The sequence below is a fragment of the Frankia sp. Allo2 genome (assembly GCF_000733325.1).
Taxonomy (GTDB): Bacteria; Actinomycetota; Actinomycetes; order Frankiales; family Frankiaceae; genus Frankia; species Frankia casuarinae.
On the sequence record NZ_JPHT01000023.1, the window covers coordinates 12,284 to 33,541 of the forward strand.

Genomic DNA, 21,258 nt, shown 5'->3' on the forward strand with positions numbered 1-21,258 from the left:
GCTCAGCGGCCGTTGCGGCCGGGGCCGAAGGTGGTCGCGCTCCGGGACGCAGCCGTGGTCCGGGACGCGGTGGTCGGGGCCGCCCTTGACGTCAACGGGGAGGGAGGGTCCCCCGCACGGTACCACTGCCGGTAGACGTGGACGACCCGCTGGACGACCGTCAGCGTGGTGGCACCGACGAGGAACCACAGCGCCGCGGGCAGGAGGTAGGGCACCCCGAGGCCGTACAGCCCGGCGGCGACCAGCAGGATCAGCAACCGCTCGCCCCGTTCGGCGAACCCCACGTCACAGGTGAAGCCGAGTCCCTCGGCGCGGGCCTTGACGTACGAGGTGATCGACCCGGCGACCAGGCAGATCAGGGCCGCACCCGCCAACGGCAGGGAATCGCCGTCGCCGGCGTACCAGAGGACGAGCGATCCGAAGATCGCGCCGTCGCCGACCCGGTCGGACGTGGAGTCGAGAAAGGCCCCCCACTTGGAGGAGATGCCGCGGGCGCGGGCGATGACCCCGTCGATCAGGTCCGAGAAGACGAACAGCGTGACTACCACGGTGCCGAGGAAGAACACCCCGCGGGTGAAGAACCCCAGAGCCCCGCCCGCGACCCCGACCATGCCGATGATCGTCACGACATCCGGCGACACCGACGACCGGGCGGCCCACTGGCTCACCGGGTCGAGCAACTTCTGGATCTGCGGTCGTGCCTTGCTAGCGAGCATGTCCGTCCCGTCGTCCCGCGTGGTCGTCCCGCGTGCGCCCGACTTCGGGCGGTCTTCACAGTACAGCCGCCACGATCCGCGCATTCCCGACCACGGCCGCCCTCGGGCTTGTGTCCCAGGTAACAGGGGAGGACTCTGCCGTTACCGAACAGGCCGTTACCTCCCAGTCAAGGAGGCGAGGATGTCATCAGCCTCGTGCGATGTGCGCAACGTCGTCCTGGTAGGCCACACCGGCGCGGGCAAGACGGCTCTGGTGGACCGTCTACTCGCCACCGCCGGGCCGCCGGACCGCCAGAACGGCGACCGTCAGACCGCCCAGACCAGCTACGTCGGCCATGCCGATCCCGAGCGTCGCCCGGCACGGTCGGTCAGCCTCACCCTGTGTTCGGTCAGTCATCGCGGGCTCACGATCAATCTTCTGGACACCCCGGGCTATCCCGACTTCGTGGGCGAGCTGCGGGCGGGCCTGCGGGCCGCCGACGCCGCTCTGTTCGTCGTCAGCGCGATCGACGGGGTGGATGGCGCGACCGGCATGGTGTGGGCGGAGTGCGCCGGGGTCGGCATGCCCCGCGCGATCGTGCTCACCCATCTCGACCATCCCCGGGCCGATTTCGCGGCGGCCGTCGAGGGCTGCCAACGGGCCTTCGGGGCCGGTGTGCTGCCGGCCTACCTGCCCGAGCGGGAGGCCGGCGCCTCGATGCGGCTGGTGGATCTGCTGTCCGGGCGGGTGCGGGAGTACCCGGACGGCGGCTGCCGGGAACTCGCCACCCCGGCCGACCTCACCGGCCGGTACGCCTCCGCCCGCGCCGCCCTGGTCGAGGGGATCATCGCTGAGAGCGAGGACGAGGCCCTCCTCGACCGGTACCTGTCCGGTGATGAGCCCGACACCAAGCTCCTGCTCGGCGATCTGGAGACCGCGGTCGCCCGCGGGACGTTCTTCCCGGTGTTGCCGGCCGGTCTGCTTCCGGGTTCGACCTCGGGTCCGGGCGCCGGTGCAGGGAGCGATCGGGGCGTCGATCGGGCCGGCGGTTTCGGCTCCGTCGAGCTGCTGGACCTGTTCGTGCAGGGGTTCCCCTCGCCGCGGGAGCATCTCCTGCCGCCGGTGAGCCGCCCTGACGGCTCCCCCTGCGAGCAGAGCCACGGTGATCCGGCCGGGCCGCTCGTGGCCGAGGTCGTGAAGACGACCACGGACCCTTACGTGGGCCGGATGTCGGTGATTCGGGTGTTCTCCGGCACGCTGCATCCCGACGATGCGGTGCACGTCAGCGGGCACGGCAGAGCCACGGCCAGGCACGCCGACCACGACGACGACGAGCAGGTCGGGGCGCTCTCCCGGCCGTACGGCTCGGTTCTGCACACGGTGGGCGAGTGCCCGGCCGGCGGCATCTGCGTGGTGACGAAGCTCAGCACCGCCGAGACCGGCGACACCCTCTCCGATCGCGACGACCCGCGCTACCTGCCCGCATGGTCGATGCCCGAACCGCAGCTCCCCGTCGCGATCAGTGCCCGAAGCCGCGCGGACGAGGACAGGCTGTCGACCGCACTCGGCCGGCTGGCCGTGGAGGACCCGACGCTACGGATCGAGCAGAACCCCGAGACCGCCCAACTCGTCCTGTGGTGCATGGGCGAGGCCCACAGCGACGCGGTCCTGGAACGGCTCGCCCAGCGCTACGGCGCCGCGGTGGACCGGATCGCGCCCCGGATCCCGCTGCGGGAGACACTGCGTGCCCCGGCACGCGGACTCGGCCGTCAGGTCAAGCAGTCCGGTGGGCACGGTCAGTTCGCGGTATGCCAGATCGAGGTCGAACCGCTCCCGGCGGGCGGGGGCTTCGAGTTCGTCGATGAGGTGGTCGGCGGCGCGGTTCCCCGGGCCTTCATCCCGTCGGTGGAGAAGGGCGTCCGGGCGCAGATGGCGCAGGGCGTCCGCACCGGCCATCCCATGGTTGATCTACGGGTCCGCCTCGTTGACGGCAAGGCGCACAGCGTCGACTCCTCGGACATGGCCTTTCAGATCGCCGGCGCACTGGCGCTCAAGGACGCGGCCCGGGCCGCCGGCGTCGTCGTGCTCGAGCCGATCCTGGCCGTTGACGTCCTGGTACCCGACGAGTACGTCGGGGCCGTGATGGGCGACCTGTCCACTCGCCGAGGACGGGTCGTCGGGATGGAACCCATCCCTGGCAGGCCCAGGGCCACCCCCCGGGCGGTCATTCACGCAGAGGTCCCTGCGAGCGAAATGATCAGATATGCGATTGAACTACGATCCTTGAGCCACGGCANGGGTAGCTTCACGCGGAACCATCGCGGCTACGAGCCGATGCCACCACAGCTTGGGGATGCCCTGTCGGCGTGAAGCGAAAAAATCGGCATAAAGCAGGAATCGGACATAAAGCGGGAAAGGCGGACGACTGGCAACCTTCGGCCCAACTCAGGAAGGATCGCCGACGGGAGACATCCGTGACCGCACACCCGCCGCACCGGGCAGGACGCCGGGCGGGACCCGGTGCGGCGGGCAGCCCCGACGGGGGCGCCCCGACCCGGCTGCGGCCTCCACCGGGCCCGGCGCTATCCGCCCTGCTCGTCGGACGCGGTCTGCGCCCAGGCCTGGGCGAGCATCTGCCTGGTCTGCCCGANCAGGGCGGGCAGCACCCTGGTCGCGCCCACCACGGGCATGAAGTTCGTGTCACCGCCCCACCGCGGCACCACGTGCTGATGCACGTGCGAGGCGATCCCGGCGCCGGCGACATCCCCCAGGTTCATGCCGGTGTTGAACCCGTGGGCCCCGCTGGCGGCCCGCAGCGCACGGAGCGCGTGCTGAACGAAGAATGCCATCTCGACGATCTCTTCGGGGTCCATGTCGGCGTAGTCCGCGACGTGGCGATAGGGCACGACGAGAAGGTGTCCGGCATTGTAGGGGTACAGGTTGAGGACCGCGTAGACGCTTTTACCCCGGGCAACCACGAGGCCGTCCTCGTCGGACATCCCGACAATGGAGCAGAATGGGCATTCATCGTCACGGGAGCGGCCCTCACCCCTGATATAAGCCATGCGATGCGGGGTGTAGAGCCGCTGGNAAGCATCCGGACCGCCGACCCCCGCCTGCTCCTCCAGGGGAACCCCCTCGGGTGAGAGCTCGGCCGTCACGGGGCGACCGCCACGACGCCGCCCCGGCCGAGCCGAGTGAACACGCAGGCAGCGCCCATCGAGCGGGCCATGGACACCGGAACCTGCTCGGCCGTCAGCAAGGGCACCGCCTCCCCGGGACGAGCTCCCCGGGGGGGAGCAATATCATCTCGTCAATTTATCAGGATCTGAGCGACGAGAGACGCCCCCGGTAGGCGAGGAGGCTCGCGTGCGGGTGCGGTCCGGCGCATGAAGAGGGAGACTGACGGCGTGGGGGGGTCGCCGCCAGTCCCCCTCAAGTGACGTAATCGGTTTCGAACCACGGCGCCCTGGATCTGACGCGCGGATGATGCGCACGAGAGGTCCGCGACCGAGAGGAGCCCTCCCGGCGCAACCCCGCGAGAAGCCATCACGACAACCTTGCGACAGCCCGAGCCCGTTACGCCCTGCCCGACCAGCTTAGCGGACGTTAAGCCGATCTGTACAGCGTCAGCGGCACCTTCATGGGGGAAAACGCCAATCGGACCCGGCGTGGACCCCGCTCGCNAACCAGTGACCTGCGGAAAGGGGCGGGACGCACAACGATGCCGATCAACCATGGACCAACCGGTATATCAACGACCACCGGAATCGTTCCACGGCGACGCACGGCGGCGACCATCTCCAGCACGCGGAACTCCACGGGCACCACGAATCAACAGCATGCGCCCGAAAGGTGGACAGGCCCGCTCCCAAGGGCCGCGACGCATCGCGGTGGCGGCTCGCGCGATGCACCCAGGGGCACGGCGACGCGGGCTTGGACGTCACTTTCCGTGAAGAACGAGGCTCGGAGCCGACCCCGGGTCGAGGTATCGACGCGCTCGTCGCCCACACTGTCTCCCGGGCTGGAGCATCGGCCGGGACCCCCTCCGGGATCCGCCTCCATCGGCGATGTCCCCACCAAAGTGGGGGTAGATGTCGATTCGTCGCCAGCCCACGACGTCGCAGCCCAGACACCCAGAAACCGGCCAATCGGGGATATTTCGCACCACTCCCCGAGGCAGGCGCCCCACCGGGGGCGGACAGCTCCGACCACCCTTCGAGCCACAGCACGCCGCGAGGGCCGGGGGCACACCCGGGCAGACCTCGGACGGGACCGAGACGGCCTGCCACCGGGGGAAACGTGCCGAGTCCCGCCGGCGGGAGAGGACACCGCCGAGCTGCACCACCCGTTTGGAGTAGCCCCTCCCAGGCACCGACAAACCCACCCGGACCAGGAAAAACGCCGCATCGCGGGGGGCGCGAAGATCATCCATCGGACAGATATCTCATGGGAGCACAACAAGCTCCCGGCCCGGGAGCGGAGCATGGCAAGCCCAATCGCGTGGGCGTACGTGGTTTCGAACCACGGACCTCTGCCGTGTGAAGGCAGCGCTCTACCACTGAGCTATACGCCCTTGCCGGTGGGACCACCCTACACGCCGGGGATACGGGCCGACGAAGGGGGGCGGCAGCGGGGGGTCGACGGACGGATGGGGCGATGTCCACCGTCCTGTCCGGTGGCCGGACTGGGTCAGGTTCGCCGCGACTGGCCGTGGTTGGGAAGGGTCCCGATGGGGAAGGCTCACGGGGGAACGGCCTTGGCGGGATGACCTGGCGCTCGGGGACGTTCGGACGCTACGGACAGTAATCATCTATAGGATATAAGTAGAAGATCCGTCCGATAGTCGACCGAACCATGATCACTCGAAGCAGGTTCACCCTTCCGGGCCAGGCAACTCGCCCGAACTACCGTAACGGATGTTGTCTTGGCATAATCTTGTTTCCAACGGGACTCGGAGAGGGAACTATCCCGTTACACGGGTGCTCGCCCGCACCATCGCACCATGAGAGGCCGCCCGATGACTATTCGTCACGATTCAATCACCGCAGAACTCGCCCTCCGCCTTGTCGTTCCCGGCGGGGCGCCCGTGCCGGTCGCCGCCACCGTCCGGTACGAGCCGGCCGATCCGTACGCGATCAGCATCGGCTTCCGCACCGGTGCGGACGAGGTCGTGGAGTGGACATTCGCGCGCCAGCTCCTCAGCGACGGTGTGCGCCGACCTGCCGGGGATGGCGACGTGCAGGTGTGGCCTGCCGCCCAGTCNGGGGGACGGATCGTCTGCCTGTCCCTGTCCAGCCCGTCCGGGCATGCACTGTTCGAGATGCCGCGGTCCGAGGTGCTGGCCTTCCTACGGCGGACGTATTCAGCCGTCCCCCTCGGCGGGGAGAGCGACATCATCGATCTTGACGCCGAACTCGCCCTCCTCATCTGGGGCGGCCCCGAGCGGTGATCTCACCGGGGTCGGGACCGCTGTCCGATCCCGGCAAGCCGGTGCGGGCATTTTGCGACCAGGGGAGGCCCTTCCCCACCTGCATCCGAGGTAGCTTCCACCCGGTCACACACAGACCAGTCACACACAGAGCACCCGCCCGCCTGGCCGGCCTAGCGCCGCCAGGCGGGTCCTTTTGTCCTCGGCCCACCGCCGGTGCCCGGCTTATCGTCCGATCGGCTCGCCAGCCCCACCAGCCGGTCGGCCTTCAGCTCGGTCTCACGCCACTCCGAGTCCGGATCACTCCCCCACGTGATACCAGCGCCGGTACCGAACCAGATCCGGTCGTCCTCGATCCAGAACGTACGAATACCAACAGACAGCCAACCCACGTTCCGGTCGGCATCCACCCAGCCGATCCCCCCGCAGTAGTAGCCCCGAGAGGCCGGTTCCAGTTCTCGGATGATCCGCAGCGCACTCGACTTCGGCGCACCGGAGACGGAACCGGGCGGGCAGGTCGCCGCCAGGAGGTCCCGCCAGCCCACCCCCGGCCGCAGCCGGGCCCGGACGGTCGAGACGAGGTGCACGAGACCGGGGTGTTTCTCCACAGCACAGAGTGAAGGCACCGTCACGCTTCCCGGGTGGGCAACCCGCCCGAGATCGTTGCGAACAAGATCGACAATCATGATGTTCTCGGCGACGTCCTTCTCCCGCAGATCCGCCGCCGTCCGACCGGTTCCCTTGATGGGCCTGGAGCTCACGACGTCGCCCTGGCGGGAGAGGAACAGCTCCGGGGAGGCGCCGACGATGCGCACCCCGGCCTCCGGCACGTCCAGGACGACCGCGTACGGCGCGGGATTGCCGGCGGCGACGACGGCCGCCAGGGCACCGAGATCGACNCCGGCGGCACCGACACCGGGACCCCCCGCGCCTTCCGCCGCGGGCGCCGACAGGGGCGCCGACAGCAATCGGCAGAGATTGACCTGGTAGNCCNCCCCCGCCGCGATGCGCTCACGGATCGCCGCAACCCCGTCAAGGTAGGCTGCCCGGTTCATGGTCGTCGCCCATGCGGCTCGCGACGGTCCGAGCCAGGGGCCACGCCGCAGCGCCGCGACACCACCGGGAGGCGCCGGCCGCACGTCGGCGAACCGGATGCAACGGACGGCCCCCTTGAAGTCGACGACGACCGCCCAGAAGCCATCTCGATCCAGCACCGCGGCGTCATCGCTGATCTCCACGACCTCGGTCGCGAACCGGCCGCCGGCGAGCAGGAACGAGGAGGCATCCCACGGGGGTGACGGTGCCACACGCCCGAGAGGGCTCGTCTCCCGAGCCGCCACGTTCGTCTCGCTCATTCCGATCACGCTACCGCCGCCCGAGGTGACCCGCCGCCCAGGGCATGGACCAGCCCCTCGACGGCCGCCAGCCGCATGGACGTGCCGTGGGCGAAAGCCGGTGTTCATCCGGAGAACCTTGACCCAACGCAACATCTCAGCGATGCCCGCCGGACGGTTCGACGTCTGGCCCGATCGTCCGCTAGAGTGCTACCTGCACCGCCGAGAAGCGCGGAGCAGCGCGGACGTGGCTCAGTTGGTAGAGCATCACCTTGCCAAGGTGAGGGTCGCGGGTTCGAATCCCGTCGTCCGCTCGGGAGCAGAGAGGCTTGAGGTCCGTCCCCAGCGGCCTCCCACGGCGGAGTGGCCGAGTGGTTTAGGCAAGGGCCTGCAAAGCCCTGTACGCGGGTTCGATTCCCGCCTCCGCCTCTGATCCTTTCGAGGGCGATTAGCTCAGTGGGAGAGCGCTACCTTGACACGGTAGAGGTCACTGGTTCAATCCCAGTATCGCCCACCGCGAGAAACGTTTTGGCTGTCCTATGAGGGCCACCCGTCACGGGTGGCCCTCTGCGTGTGCGACGGCCGGTGGGCGGTGGGCCGCCCGGAAATCCGGCGATAGGCCCGGCCGCCCGCCGCGCCCATCGCCGGACGAAGCCGGGTCAGCCCGGGCCGGGCGAGGACGCCTCGTCCCCCAGCAGGAACGACGTGATCCCGTCCACAAGGCCCGCCGCCGCCCGGGCCCGCCAGGCCGGGTCGGCGAGCTCGGCCGCATCGGTGCGGTTGCGCATGTTGCCGCACTCCAGGAAGACCTTCGGCACCCGCGAGAGGTTGAGCCCACCGAGATCGGAGCGGATCGTCATACCATCCTCGCCCAGGTAGTCCGCCAGTGGCTGCCCGGTGGCCCGGCCGAAGGCGGATCGCACCATCGCCGCAAGACGTGCCGACGGGGCGAGGATCGGTGCGTTGGCCCGGTCCGGGCTGAGCGCGGGCGCGATGACATGAAAGCCGCGCCCGTCCGCCGGTCCCCCGTCGGCATGTATCGACACCACCGCGTCGGCCGAGGTCCGGTTGCCGATGCGGGCCCGCTCGTCGATGCACGGGCCCACCCCGGAGTCGTTGTCGCGCGTCAGGATCACGCTCGCGCCCCGGGAGCGCAGAATGGCCGCCGCCCGCCCAGCGACGTCGAAGGTGAAGGCGTGCTCCGGGTAACCACTGTCGGTCTCGGCGCCGACGGTGTCGCATTCCTTGTCGAAACCGCCGGCCGGAACCCGCCGGTTGATCGACCCCGCGGCGGCGCCGTTTCCTCCGTTGTGCCCGGGATCGAGAACGACCTTCCGGCCGGACAGGGCGGTTGGTGAGGTCCCGTCCACGCCGGGCCGGGGGCCGGGTGCGCCCGCCCCGGCGGACCCGCCCACCACGAGATGCAGAGCCACCCCGGCGACCAGGGCCACGGCGACCAGGGCCACGGCGGCCGCACCGACAATCCGAAGCAGGATCGATGGTCTGATCCGTGCCGGCATTCGGTGTCTCCCGCCTACGGAGGGGGCCCGTCCCCACCGGAAGTGACCGTACGCGGTCGGCTGCGCGGCGCCCGTACGGGGGCCGCCCGGGCCCGGCCGTCAGCCGGTGACGAAGTCGATCAGTCGTTCCACCGCGCCGAGCAGGCCCACCTCAAGGTCGGTGTAGCTGTCCACCGAGGCCAGGATCCAGCGCCACATCTGCGCCGGGTCCTCCACACCGAGGGCCTGACAGACCCCTTCCTTCCAGGGCTGGCCGCGGNGAATCTCGGGCCAGCGGGGAATGCCGACCGACGCCGGCTTCACCGCCTGCCAGATGTCGATGTAGGGATGACCGGTCACCAGGACGTGGCCACCGGCGACGGAGGCGGCGATCCGGCTCTCCTTCGACCCCGGGACGAGATGGTCCACCAACACGCCGAGCCGGCGGCCGGGCCCCGGGNGGAACCCCGCGACCACCGACGGCAGGTCGTCGACCCCGTCCAAGCTCTCCACCACCACCCCCTCGATGCGCAGGTCGTCACCCCAGACCCGCTCGACCAAGGCGGCGTCGTGCAGACCCTCCACGTAGATACGGCTCGCCCNCGCGACCCTGGCCCGGTGGCGGGGCACCGCCACGGACCCGGACGCGGTGCGCGCCGCGGGGGCCGGGGTCCCGCGGCGGGGACGCACGAGGGTCACCCGCGCGCCCTCGATCAGGAAGGCGCCGGGTTCCAGGGGGAAGACCCTCCGGATGCCGTGGCGGTCCTCCAGCGTCACCCCACCGTTCTCGCTGCCTACCACAGCCCCGCAGAAACCGGTGGCCACGTCCTCGACCACGAGGTCACGCTCGAGCTCGACCTCCGGCGGGCGCACCGGGCGCGGGCGGGCGGCGGGAGCCAGGACGTCCGGCCCGTAGTCTCGACTACGCATCCTGCGAACCTAAGCCGACACACCATCATGATCAGGGATATCGACGCGGGCGTGTCGAAAATGTGACAGTGTGGTCGTACCGAACGGACGGGTACGCCGGGACAGGCGGGCGTATCGGAACAAACGGGNGCATCGAGATGAACGGGTACATCGGGACAGATTGGTACACCGGGAGAGGNGGGTACACCGCGACGCGAGGGCGGAGCGCGGCGGAGGGGACACGACGATGAGTCAGCGTTACGGGCCGGGGACCGCCCTGCTGATCGTGGACGTGCAGAACGACTTCACCGATCCGGCCGGCAGCCTCTACGTGGCCGGCGGTGAGCAGATCATCGCCGGGATCAATGCGGAGATCGCCGCGGCGGTGGCCGCCGGCTCCCCGGTCTTCTACAGCCAGGACTGGCACCCGCACGAGACCCCGCACTTCGTCACCGGCGGCGGGATCTGGCCGCCGCACTGCGTCGGGGACACCCCCGGCGCCCAGTTCCATCCCGACCTGATCGTCAAGGGTGAGGTGATCCGCAAGGGGGTCGACGGCAGCGACGGCTACTCGGCCTTCTCGGTGCGTGACCCGGCATCGGGGCGGCGGGCCGCCACGGTGCTCGGTGAACGGCTGGCACAGCTGGGCGTGTCGAGGGTGGTGGTCGTCGGGCTGGCCGGCGACTACTGCGTCCAGGAGAGCGCGCTGGACGCCCGGCTGCGGGGCCTGAAGGTGCTGCTGCCACTCGACCTCACCAGGTTCGTCAACCTGCGCCCGGGCGACGACGAGCGAGCCGTGGCACGCCTGCGGGACGCCGGCGTTCTGGTCGGGTGAGAAGCCGGACCAGACGAGCCCGAACCGCCGGTAGCGGTCGAGCCCGAACTGATCGTGGAGCTGTCCTCGGCGGTGGAGACTGACCAAGAGCCGATCGGACCATGCGGTCGGTCAGGCCGCGCAGTCCCGGCAGATCATCCGTCGCTCGTCCACGAGCTGGCTGCGGTGATGCACCAGGTAGCACTGCGTGCAGGTGAACTCGTCGGCCTGGCGCGGCAGCACGCGGACGTTCAGCTCCTCGCCCGACAGGTCGGCGCCGGGCAGGCCGAGCTCGGTTTCGAACGGATCAACGTCGTCACCGAGATCAGCCGCCGCGTCCGCCCGCCGAGCCTTGAGGGCCTCGAGGCTCTGCTCCGAGGCGTCCTCGATGTCAGCTGTACGAGGGGTGTCGTAATCGGTGGCCACTGAAGTAACTCCCAGAGAAGTTGTGCGTAGTCGTGCGCAACCCACAACGCACGACCGCCGGGGTATGTGCCCGTCAGACCCGCGCTACCCCGATGTGGGCTTCACCACACCCTCGGCCCTCAGACGCCCCGGAGAATCCCCTGGCCTTGACCGACGACGTTGCCGCACTGATCTTCCGCAGCCCAGGAGCCTCGTCCACCCCGCCAGCCCGCCCGGCCGACGTCCGGCAGCTCTCCCGCGGCAGCCGGACGGCACGGCCGGCGCCCCGGTCACCTGGCTGCCCCCACCCGGCTACCCGGTCCGGCGCAGCCAGGTGACCGGGGCGCCGTGGGCGCCCCGGCGCAGCGGTTCGAGCACGTCGTCCCAGGCGGTTCCGAGCAGCCGGTGCAGGCCCCGGGAGAGCGTCTCCCGGGCTTCCCCCCGTTCCAGCAGAGCCCGCAGCGCCGCCTCCCCCACGACGACGTCCCCGTTCGCGGCGATCGCGGCGCGGTGCAGCCCTAGCTCGGGGGTGTATGAGTACCGCTCGGCGTCACACCCTGGTGAGGGTCCCTCGACGGTCTCGAACGTGACATGCCCGAGCCGGCGCAGCGCGCCAGCCACCCGCCCCGCGGTAGCAGGCGACGCCCGCCACTCCAGCCCGGCGAAGAGAAATCCGGGCATGCCGGGCTGCGCCGTCCAGGTCAACGACACTGGCGACGACAGAACGCCGGACACGGTGAACTCCAGGTGCGGGCACAGCGCCGGCGGACAGGCGAGAACCGCCAGCTTGCCCGGCACGGCGAAGGACGACGAGCCGGATGACAGCTCACGAGCTGTCGGGGACATTGCGACCACGCGGGACCTCCGTCGACGAGGAACGCCTTCCCCTGCGCCCGTCGACCCGCCCCCGTTCGGCTGAGTGAATCGTCCCATGGTCCGGCTCAGCGGACTAGCCCTACCTCCTCCTGAAGTATCACTAAATGGCCGGAAGTCTTGTCCGCACCAACCATTGGTGACGGGCTCGGGATGGGCCGATCGGGCAGGTCATCCGAGGAGGCGGGTCACCCGAAAAGATCAGGCGACGACGGCCGACGAGCCGCCGGACCGCCGAGCCGCCGGACCGCCGGGCCGGGAGACCCGGGAGTTACGAACCGGTTGACGGAGGTCCCGCGGACGGGCCCTCGGAGGGCGCGGGACGGGTCCCGACGGTCTTGTCCGCCTGGTCCGCACCGCCGAACAGGCCACCGAGGCCGCCGAGGGCGGTGGTCAGCTCGCTGGGCACGATCCACAACTTGCTCGCCTGCCCCTGGGCGATCCGCGGCAGCGTCTGCAGGTACTGGTAGGCCAGCAGTTTCTGGTCCGCGTCACCCTCGTGGATCGCCCGGAAGACGGTGTCGATCGCCTGGGCCTCGCCCTGAGCGGTGAGGATCTGCGCCTCCCGCTCCCCCTCGGCCCGCAGGATCGCGGCCTGCTTCTCCCCCTCGGCCCGCAGGATCTCGCTTTGCTTGACGCCTTCCGCGGTCAGGATCGCGGCCCGGCGGTCCCGCTCGGCCCGCATCTGCTTCTCCATCGAGTCCTGGATGGACTTCGGCGGATCGATGGCCTTGAGCTCCACCCGGTTGACCCGGATTCCCCACCTTCCGGTGGCCTCGTCGAGCACGCCGCGCAGCTGCCCGTTGATCTGGTCCCGCGAGGTGAGGGTCGCCTCCAGGTTCATCCCACCGATCACGTTGCGCAGAGTGGTGACGGTCAGCTGCTCGATCGCCCGGATCACGTTCGCGATCTCGTAGGTCGCCGCCCGCGGGTCGGTGACCTGGAAGTAGATCACCGTGTCGATCCCGACCACCAGGTTGTCCTCGGTGATCACCGGCTGCGGCGGGAAGCTGACCACCTGCTCCCGAAGGTCGATGCGGTCACGGACCCGGTCGACAACCGGGACCAGGATCGCGAGGCCCGGCGTCAGCGTGCGGTGATACCGGCCCAGCCGTTCGATGACCATCGCGCGCGCCTGCGGCACGATGCGCACCGCCCGGACCAGAAAAATCAGTAGGACCACCGCGATCACCGCGGCGGCGATCACTCCTGCCATGGCGTACCCCTCACTGTCAGCCCCCTCGATGTCGGCCGTCCCGATGCCGGCCGGTTGAAGGCCGGCCGGCCCGATGTCGGCGCTGTCACATCCACTGGCATCGCCGGGGGCGCCGGGGCCCCGGTCGTCAGAGCTCGAAACTGTGGACGATGGCGGTGGCACCATCGATGCGCAGCACCCGCGCCTCGCTGCCGGCCTCGAGCACGGTGGTGGTGGGGTAGGACCGAGCCGACCAGATCTCTCCTTTGATCTTCACGCGACCCCCGCCGCCGTCGACCCGCTCCACCACCATCGCGCGCTCTCCGACGAGCGCGTCGGCACCCGTGAGCAGGGGCGGCGTACGTTGCAGCTGACGCTTCGCCNCCGGACGCAGNCCCANCCNAAANCCNCCCGCCGCGACCACGAAGGCGACGATCTGCCAGACCAGATCGACGCCGAGCAGCGCGACACCGGCCCCGATGAGCGCGGCCAGCGCGAACATCGCCAGCGTCAGGTCCAGCGTCAGTAGTTCGCCGACGACCAGGGCGCCGGCGATGACGATCCAGATCGTCCCGTCGGACATGACTCCATGATAGACTGCGGCGTTCAGCAGGCGATCAAAGAATCTTCAAGGATCGCAGGCCCCGCGAACCCGGGATGAAGCGACCCCGGCCCGCGAATACCGTTCGGCCCGTAGGCTTCGGTCGTATGTCACAGGTATGGCCCGGCAGCCCCTATCCCCTGGGCGCCACATACGACGGATCGGGCACAAATTTCGCGATCTTCTCCGAGGTCGCCGACCGGGTCCAGCTGTGCCTGTTCGACGACGCGGGCAACGAGGAGCGGATCGACCTGCGGGAACGGGACGCCTTCGTCTGGCACGCCTACCTTCCCACCGTGGGACCGGGCCAGCGCTACGGCTATCGGGTCCACGGGTCCTACGACCCCGCCCGAGGGCTGCGCTGCAACTCCACCAAGCTCCTCCTCGACCCGTACGCGAAGGCGGTCGACGGGGAGGTCGCCTGGGACCAGGCGGTGTTCCCCTACACCTTCGGCGACCCCGACAGCGTCAACGACGCCGACTCCGGCCCCCACATGATGAAGTCGGTGGTAATCAGCCCGTTCTTCGACTGGAACGGGGACCGCCCGCCACGCCGGCCCTACAACGAGTCGGTGATCTACGAGGCGCATGTCCGGGGGCTGACCAAGAACCATCCCGGCCTGCCGGAGGAGTACCGCGGGACCTACGCGGGAGTCGCCCACCCGGTGATGATCGACCACTATCGCAAGCTCGGCGTGACCGCGATCGAGCTGCTGCCGGTGCACCAGTTCGTCCATGACGAGCATCTGGTCAGCCGCGGGCTGCGCAACTACTGGGGCTACAACTCCATCGCGTTCCTGGCGCCGCACAGCGGCTACTCCGCCTCCGGCGGCCACGGCCGCCAGGTGCAGGAGTTCAAGGGAATGGTCAAGAACCTGCACGAGGCCGGAATCGAGGTGATCCTCGACGTCGTCTACAACCACACCGCCGAGGGCAACCACATGGGTCCGATGCTGTGCTTCCGCGGCATCGACAACAGCGCCTACTACCGGCTCGTGGACAACCGTCCCCAGTACTACATGGACTACACGGGCACCGGCAACAGCCTGCGGGTACGACACCCGCACGTGCTACAACTGATCATGGACTCGCTGCGTTACTGGGTCACCGACATGCACGTGGACGGGTTCCGGTTCGATCTCGCGGCGACCCTGGCCCGGGAGTTCTACGACGTCGACCGGCTGTCATCGTTCTTCGACCTCGTCCAGCAGGATCCGGTGGTCTCCCAGGTCAAGCTGATCGCGGAACCGTGGGACCTCGGCGAGGGCGGTTACCAGGTGGGGAACTTCCCCCCGCTGTGGACCGAGTGGAACGGTAAATACCGCGACACCGTCCGCGGCNTCTGGCGCGGGCAGGACCACGGGATCGCCGAGTTCGCCTCCCGGCTGACCGGATCGAGCGACCTGTACGAGAACAGCGGGCGCCGGCCGTGGGCATCGATCAACTTCATCACCGCGCACGACGGGTTCACCCTGCACGACCTGGTCTCCTACAACGAAAAACACAACGAAGCCAACGGCGAGGACAATCGGGATGGCTCCGACGACAACCGGTCGTGGAACTGCGGAGTCGAAGGGCCCACCGACGACCCGACCGTCCTGTCCCTGCGCGCCGCGCAGACCCGTAACCTGCTGACGACGCTGTTGCTGTCCCAGGGGGTGCCGATGCTGGTCGCCGGAGACGAGATGGGACGCACCCAGCAGGGCAACAACAACGCGTACTGCCAGGACAACCCGATCTCCTGGCTGGACTGGTCCGACGCCGAGCGCAACGCCGACCTGATCGAGTTCACCGGCATGCTGTCAAGGCTGCGCCATGATCATCCGATCTTCCGCCGCCGCCGGTTCTTCCAGGGCAAGTCGCTGCGCGGGCAGGGCGGCACGACGCACGGCGCGGCCGAGGCGGTCACCGGCGGGCAGGCGGGCGGCCAGGACGCGGACGGCAGTGGCGGGCGCTCCGGCGACGACCCCGCCGTCAAGGACGACCCCGCCGTCAAGGACATCGCCTGGCTCCGCCCGGACGGCACGGAGATGTCCGACAGCGACTGGGAGTCCGGGACGGCGCGATCACTCGGCGTCTACCTCAACGGTGAGGGGATACCGGACCCCGACGCGCTGGGCCAGGCCATCATCGACGACTCGTTCCTGCTGTTCTTCAATGCCCACCATGAACCGGTCGGGTTCCAGGCGCCGGCGACCAGTTTCGGCAGTTCGTGGGAGATCGTCGTCGACACCCGGGCGTCGACGGCCGAGGTCGACGCCCGGCTCAGCGACACCGCGCTGCTCCACTCGGCCCTCGATCCCGCGAGCATGGGAAGGGCCGTGAAGGCCGGCGATCCCATCGAACTCGACGCCCGCTCGACCGTCGTGCTGCGCCGTGTCAGCTGACCCGACGCACCCCGACGGGGGGTACGGCGCCGACCGGGTGGTACCGACCGCCACCTACCGGCTCCAGCTCAACCTGGACTTCTCCCTCACCGATGCGGCGGTCGTCGTCCCCTACCTGGCCACGCTCGGCGTCTCCCACCTGTACCTCTCGCCCGTGCTGGAGGCCGCGCCCGGCTCGACCCACGGCTACGACGTCGTCGAGCACGGGCAGATCAATCCCGAGCTGGGGGGAGCCGGCGGGCTGCGCCGGCTCGTCGCCGCGTGCCGCAAGGCGGGACTCGGCCTGATCGTCGACGTCGTCCCCAACCACATGGCGATCGCCCCGGAAACGACGAACGCGGCCTGGTGGTCGGTGCTGCGCGAGGGACCCGAATCCCCCTACGCCAGCTGGTTCGACATCGACTGGGCCTCCCCCGACAACCCCGGCCGGGTGTTGGTGCCGATCCTGGGCGCCGGGCTCGCCGACTGCCTGGCGGCCGGGGAGATCTCCGTCGAACAGGACGAGGACGGCGACTGGGTCGTCGTCTACTACGACCACGTGCTGCCCGTCGCCGCGGGCACCGCCAACCCCGACGACGTCGCCGCGACCCTCGACGCGCAGTTCTACCGGCTGTGCTGGTGGCGGGTCGCCGCGACCGAGCTGAACTACCGGCGGTTCTTCGATATCACGACCCTGGCGGCGCTGCGCCAGGAGGACCCGGACGTGTTCGCCGCCACGCACCGGATTCTCATCGAACAGGTCCGCGCGGGGACCTTCGACGGGCTGCGCATCGANCATCCGGATGGGCTCGCGGACCCGGAAGATTACCTGCGCCGGCTGTCGGAGGCCACCGGCGGGGNGTGGACCGTCGTCGAGAAGATCCTGGAGGATGACGAGGCGCTGCCGGACACCTGGGCCTGCGACGGCACCACCGGCTACGAGGGGATCGGCCGGCTGACCCGGCTGTTTCTCGACCCGATGGCGGGTCATCCCCTCGCGGTGCTCTACGGCGAGATCACCCGTGCGGACCCCGACTACGAGGCCGAGGCGCGGGCCGCCAAGCTCGACGTCCTCGCGGGCGTGCTCCAGCCCGAGGTGGACCGGCTGACAAGCCTCGCGCTCGGGGAGGCCAGGGAGGCCCGGGCCGACCTCACCCGAACCGGTCTGCACGAAGCGATGTGCGAGATCCTCGCCGCCTTCGACGTCTACCGGGCCTACATCCGCCCAGACGGCACGCCGAGCCTGGAGGCCCGCGGGCACGTGGTCCGCGCCTGCGAGCAGGCCCGGTCCCACCTGCCGGGGCGGGCGACCGAGGTCGATCTCATCGAGGACCTGGCGCTGGGCGGGCCGGCCGAGTTCGTCGTCCGGTTCCAGCAGACCTGTGGGCCGGTGATGGCCAAGGGCATCGAGGACACCGCCTTCTACCGGTATGCCCGGCTGCTGGCACTGAACGAGGTCGGCGGCAACCCCGGCCGCTTCCCGGCGTTCACGACCGGGCACCCACGCAGCGCCGTCACCGAGTTCCACGAGGCGAACCTGTCGGTCCAGCGAAACTGGCCACTGACGATGACCACCCTGTCCACGCATGACACCAAGCGGTCGGAGGATGTGCGGGCCCGGCTCGCGGTGCTGTCTGAGGACCCCCGCGGCTGGGCCGAGGTGGCCGGCCGGCTCGCGCGGCTCGGGGAACGCCACCGCGACACCGAGCAGGGCTGGCCCGACCGGGTCACCGTCTACTTCCTGCTGCAGACCCTGGTCGGCGCCTGGCCGCTGCCCGCCGACCGGGCCACGCAGTACATGCTCAAGGCCGTCCGGGAAGCGAAGACCCACACGAGCTGGACCGACCAGGACCCCGGCTACGAGGCGGCCCTGACGAACTACATCGAGTCAGTGCTGGAGGACGACGAGTTCGTCGGCATCCTGGAGCGGTACGTCGCCACGCTGGTGGAGCTGGGCCGGCAGAACTCGCTGGCCCAGAAGCTGCTCCAGCTGACCATGCCGGGGGTGGCGGACGTGTACCAGGGCCAGGAGCTGTGGGATCTCTCCCTCGTCGATCCGGACAACCGGCGGGCGGTCAACTACGGTGACCGCACCAAGCTGCTCGCCGAGATCGGTGTGGAGTCGACCGCCGAGACCGGTGCGCCGCGGCGCCCGCCGACCCTCGACGACTCCGGCGCGGCGAAGCTGCTCGTCGTCGCCCGGGCGCTACGGACCCGCCGCGACCATCCCGAATGGTTCGGGGCGGACGCGATCTACCGGCCGCTGTGGGCCTCCGGCTCGGCCGCGGAGAACGTCGTCGCCTTCAGCCGGTCCGAGTCCGTCGTCACCGTGGTGCCCCGGCTTGTCCTCGGCCTGCGCCGCGGCGGCGGTTGGCGGGACACCACCATCCCCCTGCCCGAGGGACGCTGGACGGACGTGCTCACCGGCCGCAAGCACGACGGCGGCACCGCCTATGTGCTCCGGCTGCTACGCGACTTCCCGGTGAGCCTGCTCGTCCGCGCGTAGCACGCGGCAGGCCGGCCCCNGCCAACATCTGGTGGCCCGCGGCCGGGCTGGCAGGGGCGGCTCACGGCTGGGTCGCCTGCCTCTCACCGACCCTGAGCCAGACCGTTCAGCCGCCCGTGCGTTCCACCGCGCGTGCGGCAAGGTCCCGGCAGCCGCAAGATGGTCCCTAGGTCATGGCAAGACCCTGGTCCCAGGCTCCTGGCAAATGACATCGCGCACCGGCTCACGCCCGTCATGTTGCAATCCCTCGTAGGGATCATGAGGACCTGGTGGTGGCCCACCCGCCGGTTCGTCATGGTCATGTTGCAATCCCTCGTAGGGATCATGAGGACCTGGTGGTGGCCCACCCGCCGGTTCGTCATGATCATGTTGCAATCCCTCGTAGGGATCATGAGGACCCGAAAATCAACGCGCAGGTGGGACGGCGTGTCGTAGGCCCGGCGGAGGGGCGGGAGTGCAGCGAACCTCCGGTCGAACATCACGACAGCAAAATCATGGCATAACGGTGCCATACGATCAAGATGTGGAGGCATCGCGCGGCGGCTGCCCTCCCCTCCGGGGACTACCTCGCTGCCATCTCGGTGCCATCCGGCTCGGCATGCCGGGCAGCCGGGCGCCTTCGGCCGGGGACCGATGTCGTCACCATTGTCGCCGTCACGGCGTGTCCGACGGCTCTGGCAGGTAGACAAGACCGATGAGCACCCTGCGGCTGTGGGCCCCTGAGGCGAAGACGGTCAGCCTGGTCGTGGCGGGCTCCGCCGGCGACTCGACGCACGAGATGACCGCCGGGAAACGGGGGNGGNGGTGGGTCAACGTCCCGTCCGCGAAGCATGGCACGGACTACGCCTTCCTGCTCGACGACGGCAGCGAGGAGCTGCCCGACCCCCGATCGGCCTGGCAGCCGGGGCCGCTGGGGGTTCACGGCCGGTCGCGGCTGGTTGACCACTCGACCTTCCCCTGGACCGACGGGACCTGGCGGGGCATCGCGCTGGCCGGCAGCGTGCTCTACGAGCTGCACGTCGGGACGTTCACCCCGGAGGGCACCTTCGACGCGGCCATCGGCAAGCTCGACCATCTCGTCGAGCTCGGCATCGACGCCATCGAACTGCTGCCGGTCAACGCCTTCCCGGGCCGGCACGGCTGGGGTTACGACGGCGTCGGTCTGTTCGCGGTGCACGAGCCCTACGGCGGCCCGGACGGGCTCAAGCGCTTCGTCGACGCCGCGCACGCTCGCGGCCTCGGCGTGATCATGGACGTCGTCTACAACCATCTCGGTCCGGACGGCAACTACCTCGGCCGCTTCGGGCCCTACTTCACCGACCGCTACAGCACTCCGTGGGGCCCCGCGGTCAACCTCGACGCCCCCGGCTCCGACGAGGTCCGCACGTTCATCATCGACAGCGCCCTGTCCTGGCTGCGCGACTACCACTGCGACGGGCTGCGTCTCGACGCCGTCCACGCCTTTCAGGACAGCCGGGCACTGCACCTGCTGGAGGAGATCGCCGAGGCGGTCCACCGGCTCGGCGCCCAGCTGCGCCGCCCGCTGTTCGCCGTCGCCGAGTCGGACCTCAACGACCCGAAGCTGGTCGCCGCACCCGAGGCCGGCGGGNACGGCCTGGNCGGGCAGTGGTGCGACGACATCCATCACGCGCTGTGGGCAACCCTGTCCGGCGAACGGCAGGGGTACTACGGGGACTTCGGTTCGATCTCGACCCTCGCCCACGCGCTGACCAGTGGGTTCGTCCACGACGGCGGCTACTCGACGTTCCGCGGGCGCTCCCACGGCCGGCCGATCCCCCCGACCACGCCCGCCTACCGGTTCGTCACCTTCCTGCAGAACCACGACCAGATCGGCAACCGGGCCGCCGGCGACCGGGCGTCAGCCACGCTCAGCGACGGCCTGCTCCGGATCGGTGCGGCCCTGCTGCTCACCTCGGCGGTCACCCCGATGCTGTTCATGGGCGAGGAGTGGGGTGCCCGCACCCCCTGGCAGTACTTCACCGACCACACCGCCCCCGGGCTGGGGGACGCGGTGCGGGAGGGTCGGCGCGCCGAGTTCGCCGCCCACGGCTGGGAGCCGCAGGACGTTCCCGATCCCCAGGACCCGGCGACCTTCCAGCAGTCGAAACTCGACTGGTCCGAACCAGGCCGGGAGGGTCACTCCGACCTGCTGGACTGGCACCGCCGGCTGATCGCGCTGCGTCGCCGGCTGCCGGCGCTGACCGACCCGGCGTGGTCCTCGGTCGCGTGCACCTTCGACGAGGAGGCCCGCTGGCTGGTGGTCCGTCGCGGCGACGTGGCGATCGTCGTGAACCTGGCCGCCGAACGGCAGGCCGTCCCCCTCGACGGCGTCCCGTTCGACGCCCCGGCCGCATCCGCCCACGGGTTCACCTACATGCCGGGACGGGTGGAACTCGACGGCGAGTCGGTCGTGATCATCCGCCTGCTCCCCCCGGTCGAGCCGACCGCTGGCTGACCTGTCCGCGCACCAGCCCTCAGCGCACCAGCCGTCAGCGCCGGGTGTGGTCCCTGGACAGCACGAAATAGAGTCCGCCCAGCACCGCCAGCCCCACCAACAACACCATGACGAGCAGCACGACGTAGGTTCCCATGCACCCATGGTCGCAGG

General features: G+C 70.0%; 15 protein-coding genes and 4 tRNA genes. 9 read left to right on the forward strand and 10 right to left on the reverse strand.

Annotated features, from left to right (window positions below; all coding sequences use genetic code 11):
* Nucleotides 1–2 precede the first annotated feature (2 nt).
* Nucleotides 3–716 (reverse strand): phosphatidylinositol phosphate synthase, encoded by a 714-nt coding sequence (gene pgsA / locus ALLO2_RS15295; RefSeq protein WP_023840942.1) that lies wholly within the window; start codon nucleotides 714–716, stop codon nucleotides 3–5.
* A gap of 181 nt (nucleotides 717–897) precedes the next feature.
* Between pgsA and ALLO2_RS15300 the strand changes: the two genes are divergently transcribed.
* Nucleotides 898–3,066: an elongation factor G-like protein EF-G2 gene (locus ALLO2_RS15300; protein WP_035732892.1), complete on the forward strand. Its 2,169-nt coding sequence runs from the start codon at nucleotides 898–900 to the stop codon at nucleotides 3,064–3,066.
* A 212-nt stretch (nucleotides 3,067–3,278) separates the two neighbouring features.
* Here ALLO2_RS15300 and ALLO2_RS15305 read toward each other — a convergent pair whose 3' ends face one another.
* Together ALLO2_RS15305 and ALLO2_RS15310 are read right to left on the reverse strand one after the other, a co-directional pair.
* Nucleotides 3,279–3,857: an HIT domain-containing protein gene (locus tag ALLO2_RS15305; RefSeq protein ID WP_051875302.1), complete on the reverse strand. Its 579-nt coding sequence runs from the start codon at nucleotides 3,855–3,857 to the stop codon at nucleotides 3,279–3,281.
* A 1,343-nt stretch (nucleotides 3,858–5,200) separates the two neighbouring features.
* Nucleotides 5,201–5,272 (reverse strand) — tRNA-Val (locus ALLO2_RS15310).
* Nucleotides 5,273–5,716: 444 nt separating this feature from the next.
* Here ALLO2_RS15310 and ALLO2_RS15315 point away from each other — a divergent pair.
* Nucleotides 5,717–6,148, forward strand: coding sequence for an SsgA family sporulation/cell division regulator (locus tag ALLO2_RS15315; protein ID WP_009739629.1), 432 nt, complete (start codon nucleotides 5,717–5,719; stop codon nucleotides 6,146–6,148).
* 152 nt (nucleotides 6,149–6,300) lie between these two features.
* Here the strand turns inward: ALLO2_RS15315 and ALLO2_RS15320 are convergent, their stop codons facing one another.
* A complete protein-coding gene (locus ALLO2_RS15320) occupies nucleotides 6,301–7,482 on the reverse strand; it encodes a chorismate-binding protein (protein ID WP_369808167.1) in 1,182 nt (393 codons plus the stop codon).
* Nucleotides 7,483–7,702: 220 nt separating this feature from the next.
* On the opposite strand from ALLO2_RS15320, the gene ALLO2_RS15325 reads away from it, so the two are divergent.
* The 3 genes from ALLO2_RS15325 to ALLO2_RS15335 all read left to right on the forward strand — a co-directional run bounded on the left by ALLO2_RS15325 (nucleotide 7,703) and on the right by ALLO2_RS15335 (nucleotide 7,975).
* Nucleotides 7,703–7,775, forward strand: a tRNA-Gly gene (locus tag ALLO2_RS15325).
* A gap of 43 nt (nucleotides 7,776–7,818) precedes the next feature.
* Nucleotides 7,819–7,890 (forward strand) — tRNA-Cys (locus ALLO2_RS15330).
* 13 nt (nucleotides 7,891–7,903) lie between these two features.
* Nucleotides 7,904–7,975 (forward strand) — tRNA-Val (locus ALLO2_RS15335).
* A gap of 145 nt (nucleotides 7,976–8,120) precedes the next feature.
* On the opposite strand, the gene ALLO2_RS15340 is transcribed toward ALLO2_RS15335, so the two are convergent.
* Both ALLO2_RS15340 and ALLO2_RS15345 read right to left on the reverse strand, forming a co-directional pair.
* Nucleotides 8,121–8,981: an N-acetylmuramoyl-L-alanine amidase gene (locus ALLO2_RS15340; protein ID WP_011435800.1), complete on the reverse strand. Its 861-nt coding sequence runs from the start codon at nucleotides 8,979–8,981 to the stop codon at nucleotides 8,121–8,123.
* A 99-nt stretch (nucleotides 8,982–9,080) separates the two neighbouring features.
* Nucleotides 9,081–9,890 carry a DUF3097 domain-containing protein gene (locus ALLO2_RS15345; RefSeq protein WP_035732893.1) on the reverse strand — a complete coding sequence of 270 codons (810 nt, stop codon included), beginning with the start codon at nucleotides 9,888–9,890 and terminating at the stop codon, nucleotides 9,081–9,083.
* 226 nt (nucleotides 9,891–10,116) lie between these two features.
* On the opposite strand from ALLO2_RS15345, the gene ALLO2_RS15350 reads away from it, so the two are divergent.
* The gene (locus ALLO2_RS15350) at nucleotides 10,117–10,704 is read left to right on the forward strand and encodes an isochorismatase family protein (RefSeq protein ID WP_011435798.1); all 588 of its coding nucleotides are present in this window, start codon (nucleotides 10,117–10,119) and stop codon (nucleotides 10,702–10,704) included.
* A gap of 111 nt (nucleotides 10,705–10,815) precedes the next feature.
* On the opposite strand, the gene ALLO2_RS15355 is transcribed toward ALLO2_RS15350, so the two are convergent.
* The 4 genes from ALLO2_RS15355 to ALLO2_RS15370 form a co-directional block, all read right to left on the reverse strand.
* Nucleotides 10,816–11,109, reverse strand: a complete 294-nt coding sequence (locus ALLO2_RS15355) for a DUF4193 domain-containing protein (protein WP_011435797.1) — start codon at nucleotides 11,107–11,109, stop codon at nucleotides 10,816–10,818.
* Between the two features lie 291 nt (nucleotides 11,110–11,400).
* Complete coding sequence (locus tag ALLO2_RS15360) at nucleotides 11,401–11,934, reverse strand: DUF3145 domain-containing protein (RefSeq protein WP_035732894.1); 534 nt, start codon at nucleotides 11,932–11,934, stop codon at nucleotides 11,401–11,403.
* Between the two features lie 298 nt (nucleotides 11,935–12,232).
* The gene (locus ALLO2_RS15365; RefSeq protein ID WP_011435795.1) at nucleotides 12,233–13,177 is read right to left on the reverse strand and encodes an SPFH domain-containing protein; all 945 of its coding nucleotides are present in this window, start codon (nucleotides 13,175–13,177) and stop codon (nucleotides 12,233–12,235) included.
* A gap of 127 nt (nucleotides 13,178–13,304) precedes the next feature.
* The gene (locus ALLO2_RS15370; protein ID WP_035732895.1) at nucleotides 13,305–13,739 is read right to left on the reverse strand and encodes an NfeD family protein; all 435 of its coding nucleotides are present in this window, start codon (nucleotides 13,737–13,739) and stop codon (nucleotides 13,305–13,307) included.
* A gap of 125 nt (nucleotides 13,740–13,864) precedes the next feature.
* Here ALLO2_RS15370 and glgX point away from each other — a divergent pair, with 125 nt between their 5' ends.
* The 3 genes from glgX (at nucleotide 13,865) to treZ (ending at nucleotide 21,105) form a co-directional block, all read left to right on the forward strand.
* Nucleotides 13,865–16,144: a glycogen debranching protein GlgX gene (gene glgX / locus ALLO2_RS15375; protein ID WP_035732896.1), complete on the forward strand. Its 2,280-nt coding sequence runs from the start codon at nucleotides 13,865–13,867 to the stop codon at nucleotides 16,142–16,144.
* Nucleotides 16,134–18,629: a malto-oligosyltrehalose synthase gene (gene treY / locus ALLO2_RS15380; protein WP_232235125.1), complete on the forward strand. Its 2,496-nt coding sequence runs from the start codon at nucleotides 16,134–16,136 to the stop codon at nucleotides 18,627–18,629. Before glgX ends, treY begins: the two co-directional genes overlap by 11 nt.
* Before the next feature lie 694 nt (nucleotides 18,630–19,323).
* Complete coding sequence (gene treZ, locus ALLO2_RS15390) at nucleotides 19,324–21,105, forward strand: malto-oligosyltrehalose trehalohydrolase (protein ID WP_035732898.1); 1,782 nt, start codon at nucleotides 19,324–19,326, stop codon at nucleotides 21,103–21,105.
* The last annotated feature ends 153 nt before the right edge of the window (nucleotides 21,106–21,258 follow it).

What these genes read in the sequence shown, in the direction of transcription:
- ALLO2_RS15350 (WP_011435798.1), top strand. Translation starts at nt 10,117, where the DNA reads ATGAGTCAGCGTTACGGGCCGGGGACCGCCCTGCTGATCGTGGACGTG.
- ALLO2_RS15360 (WP_035732894.1), bottom strand. Translation starts at nt 11,934, where the DNA reads ATGTCCCCGACAGCTCGTGAGCTGTCATCCGGCTCGTCGTCCTTCGCC.
- pgsA (WP_023840942.1), bottom strand. Translation starts at nt 716, where the DNA reads ATGCTCGCTAGCAAGGCACGACCGCAGATCCAGAAGTTGCTCGACCCG.
- ALLO2_RS15365 (WP_011435795.1), bottom strand. Translation starts at nt 13,177, where the DNA reads ATGGCAGGAGTGATCGCCGCCGCGGTGATCGCGGTGGTCCTACTGATT.
- ALLO2_RS15340 (WP_011435800.1), bottom strand. Translation starts at nt 8,981, where the DNA reads ATGCCGGCACGGATCAGACCATCGATCCTGCTTCGGATTGTCGGTGCG.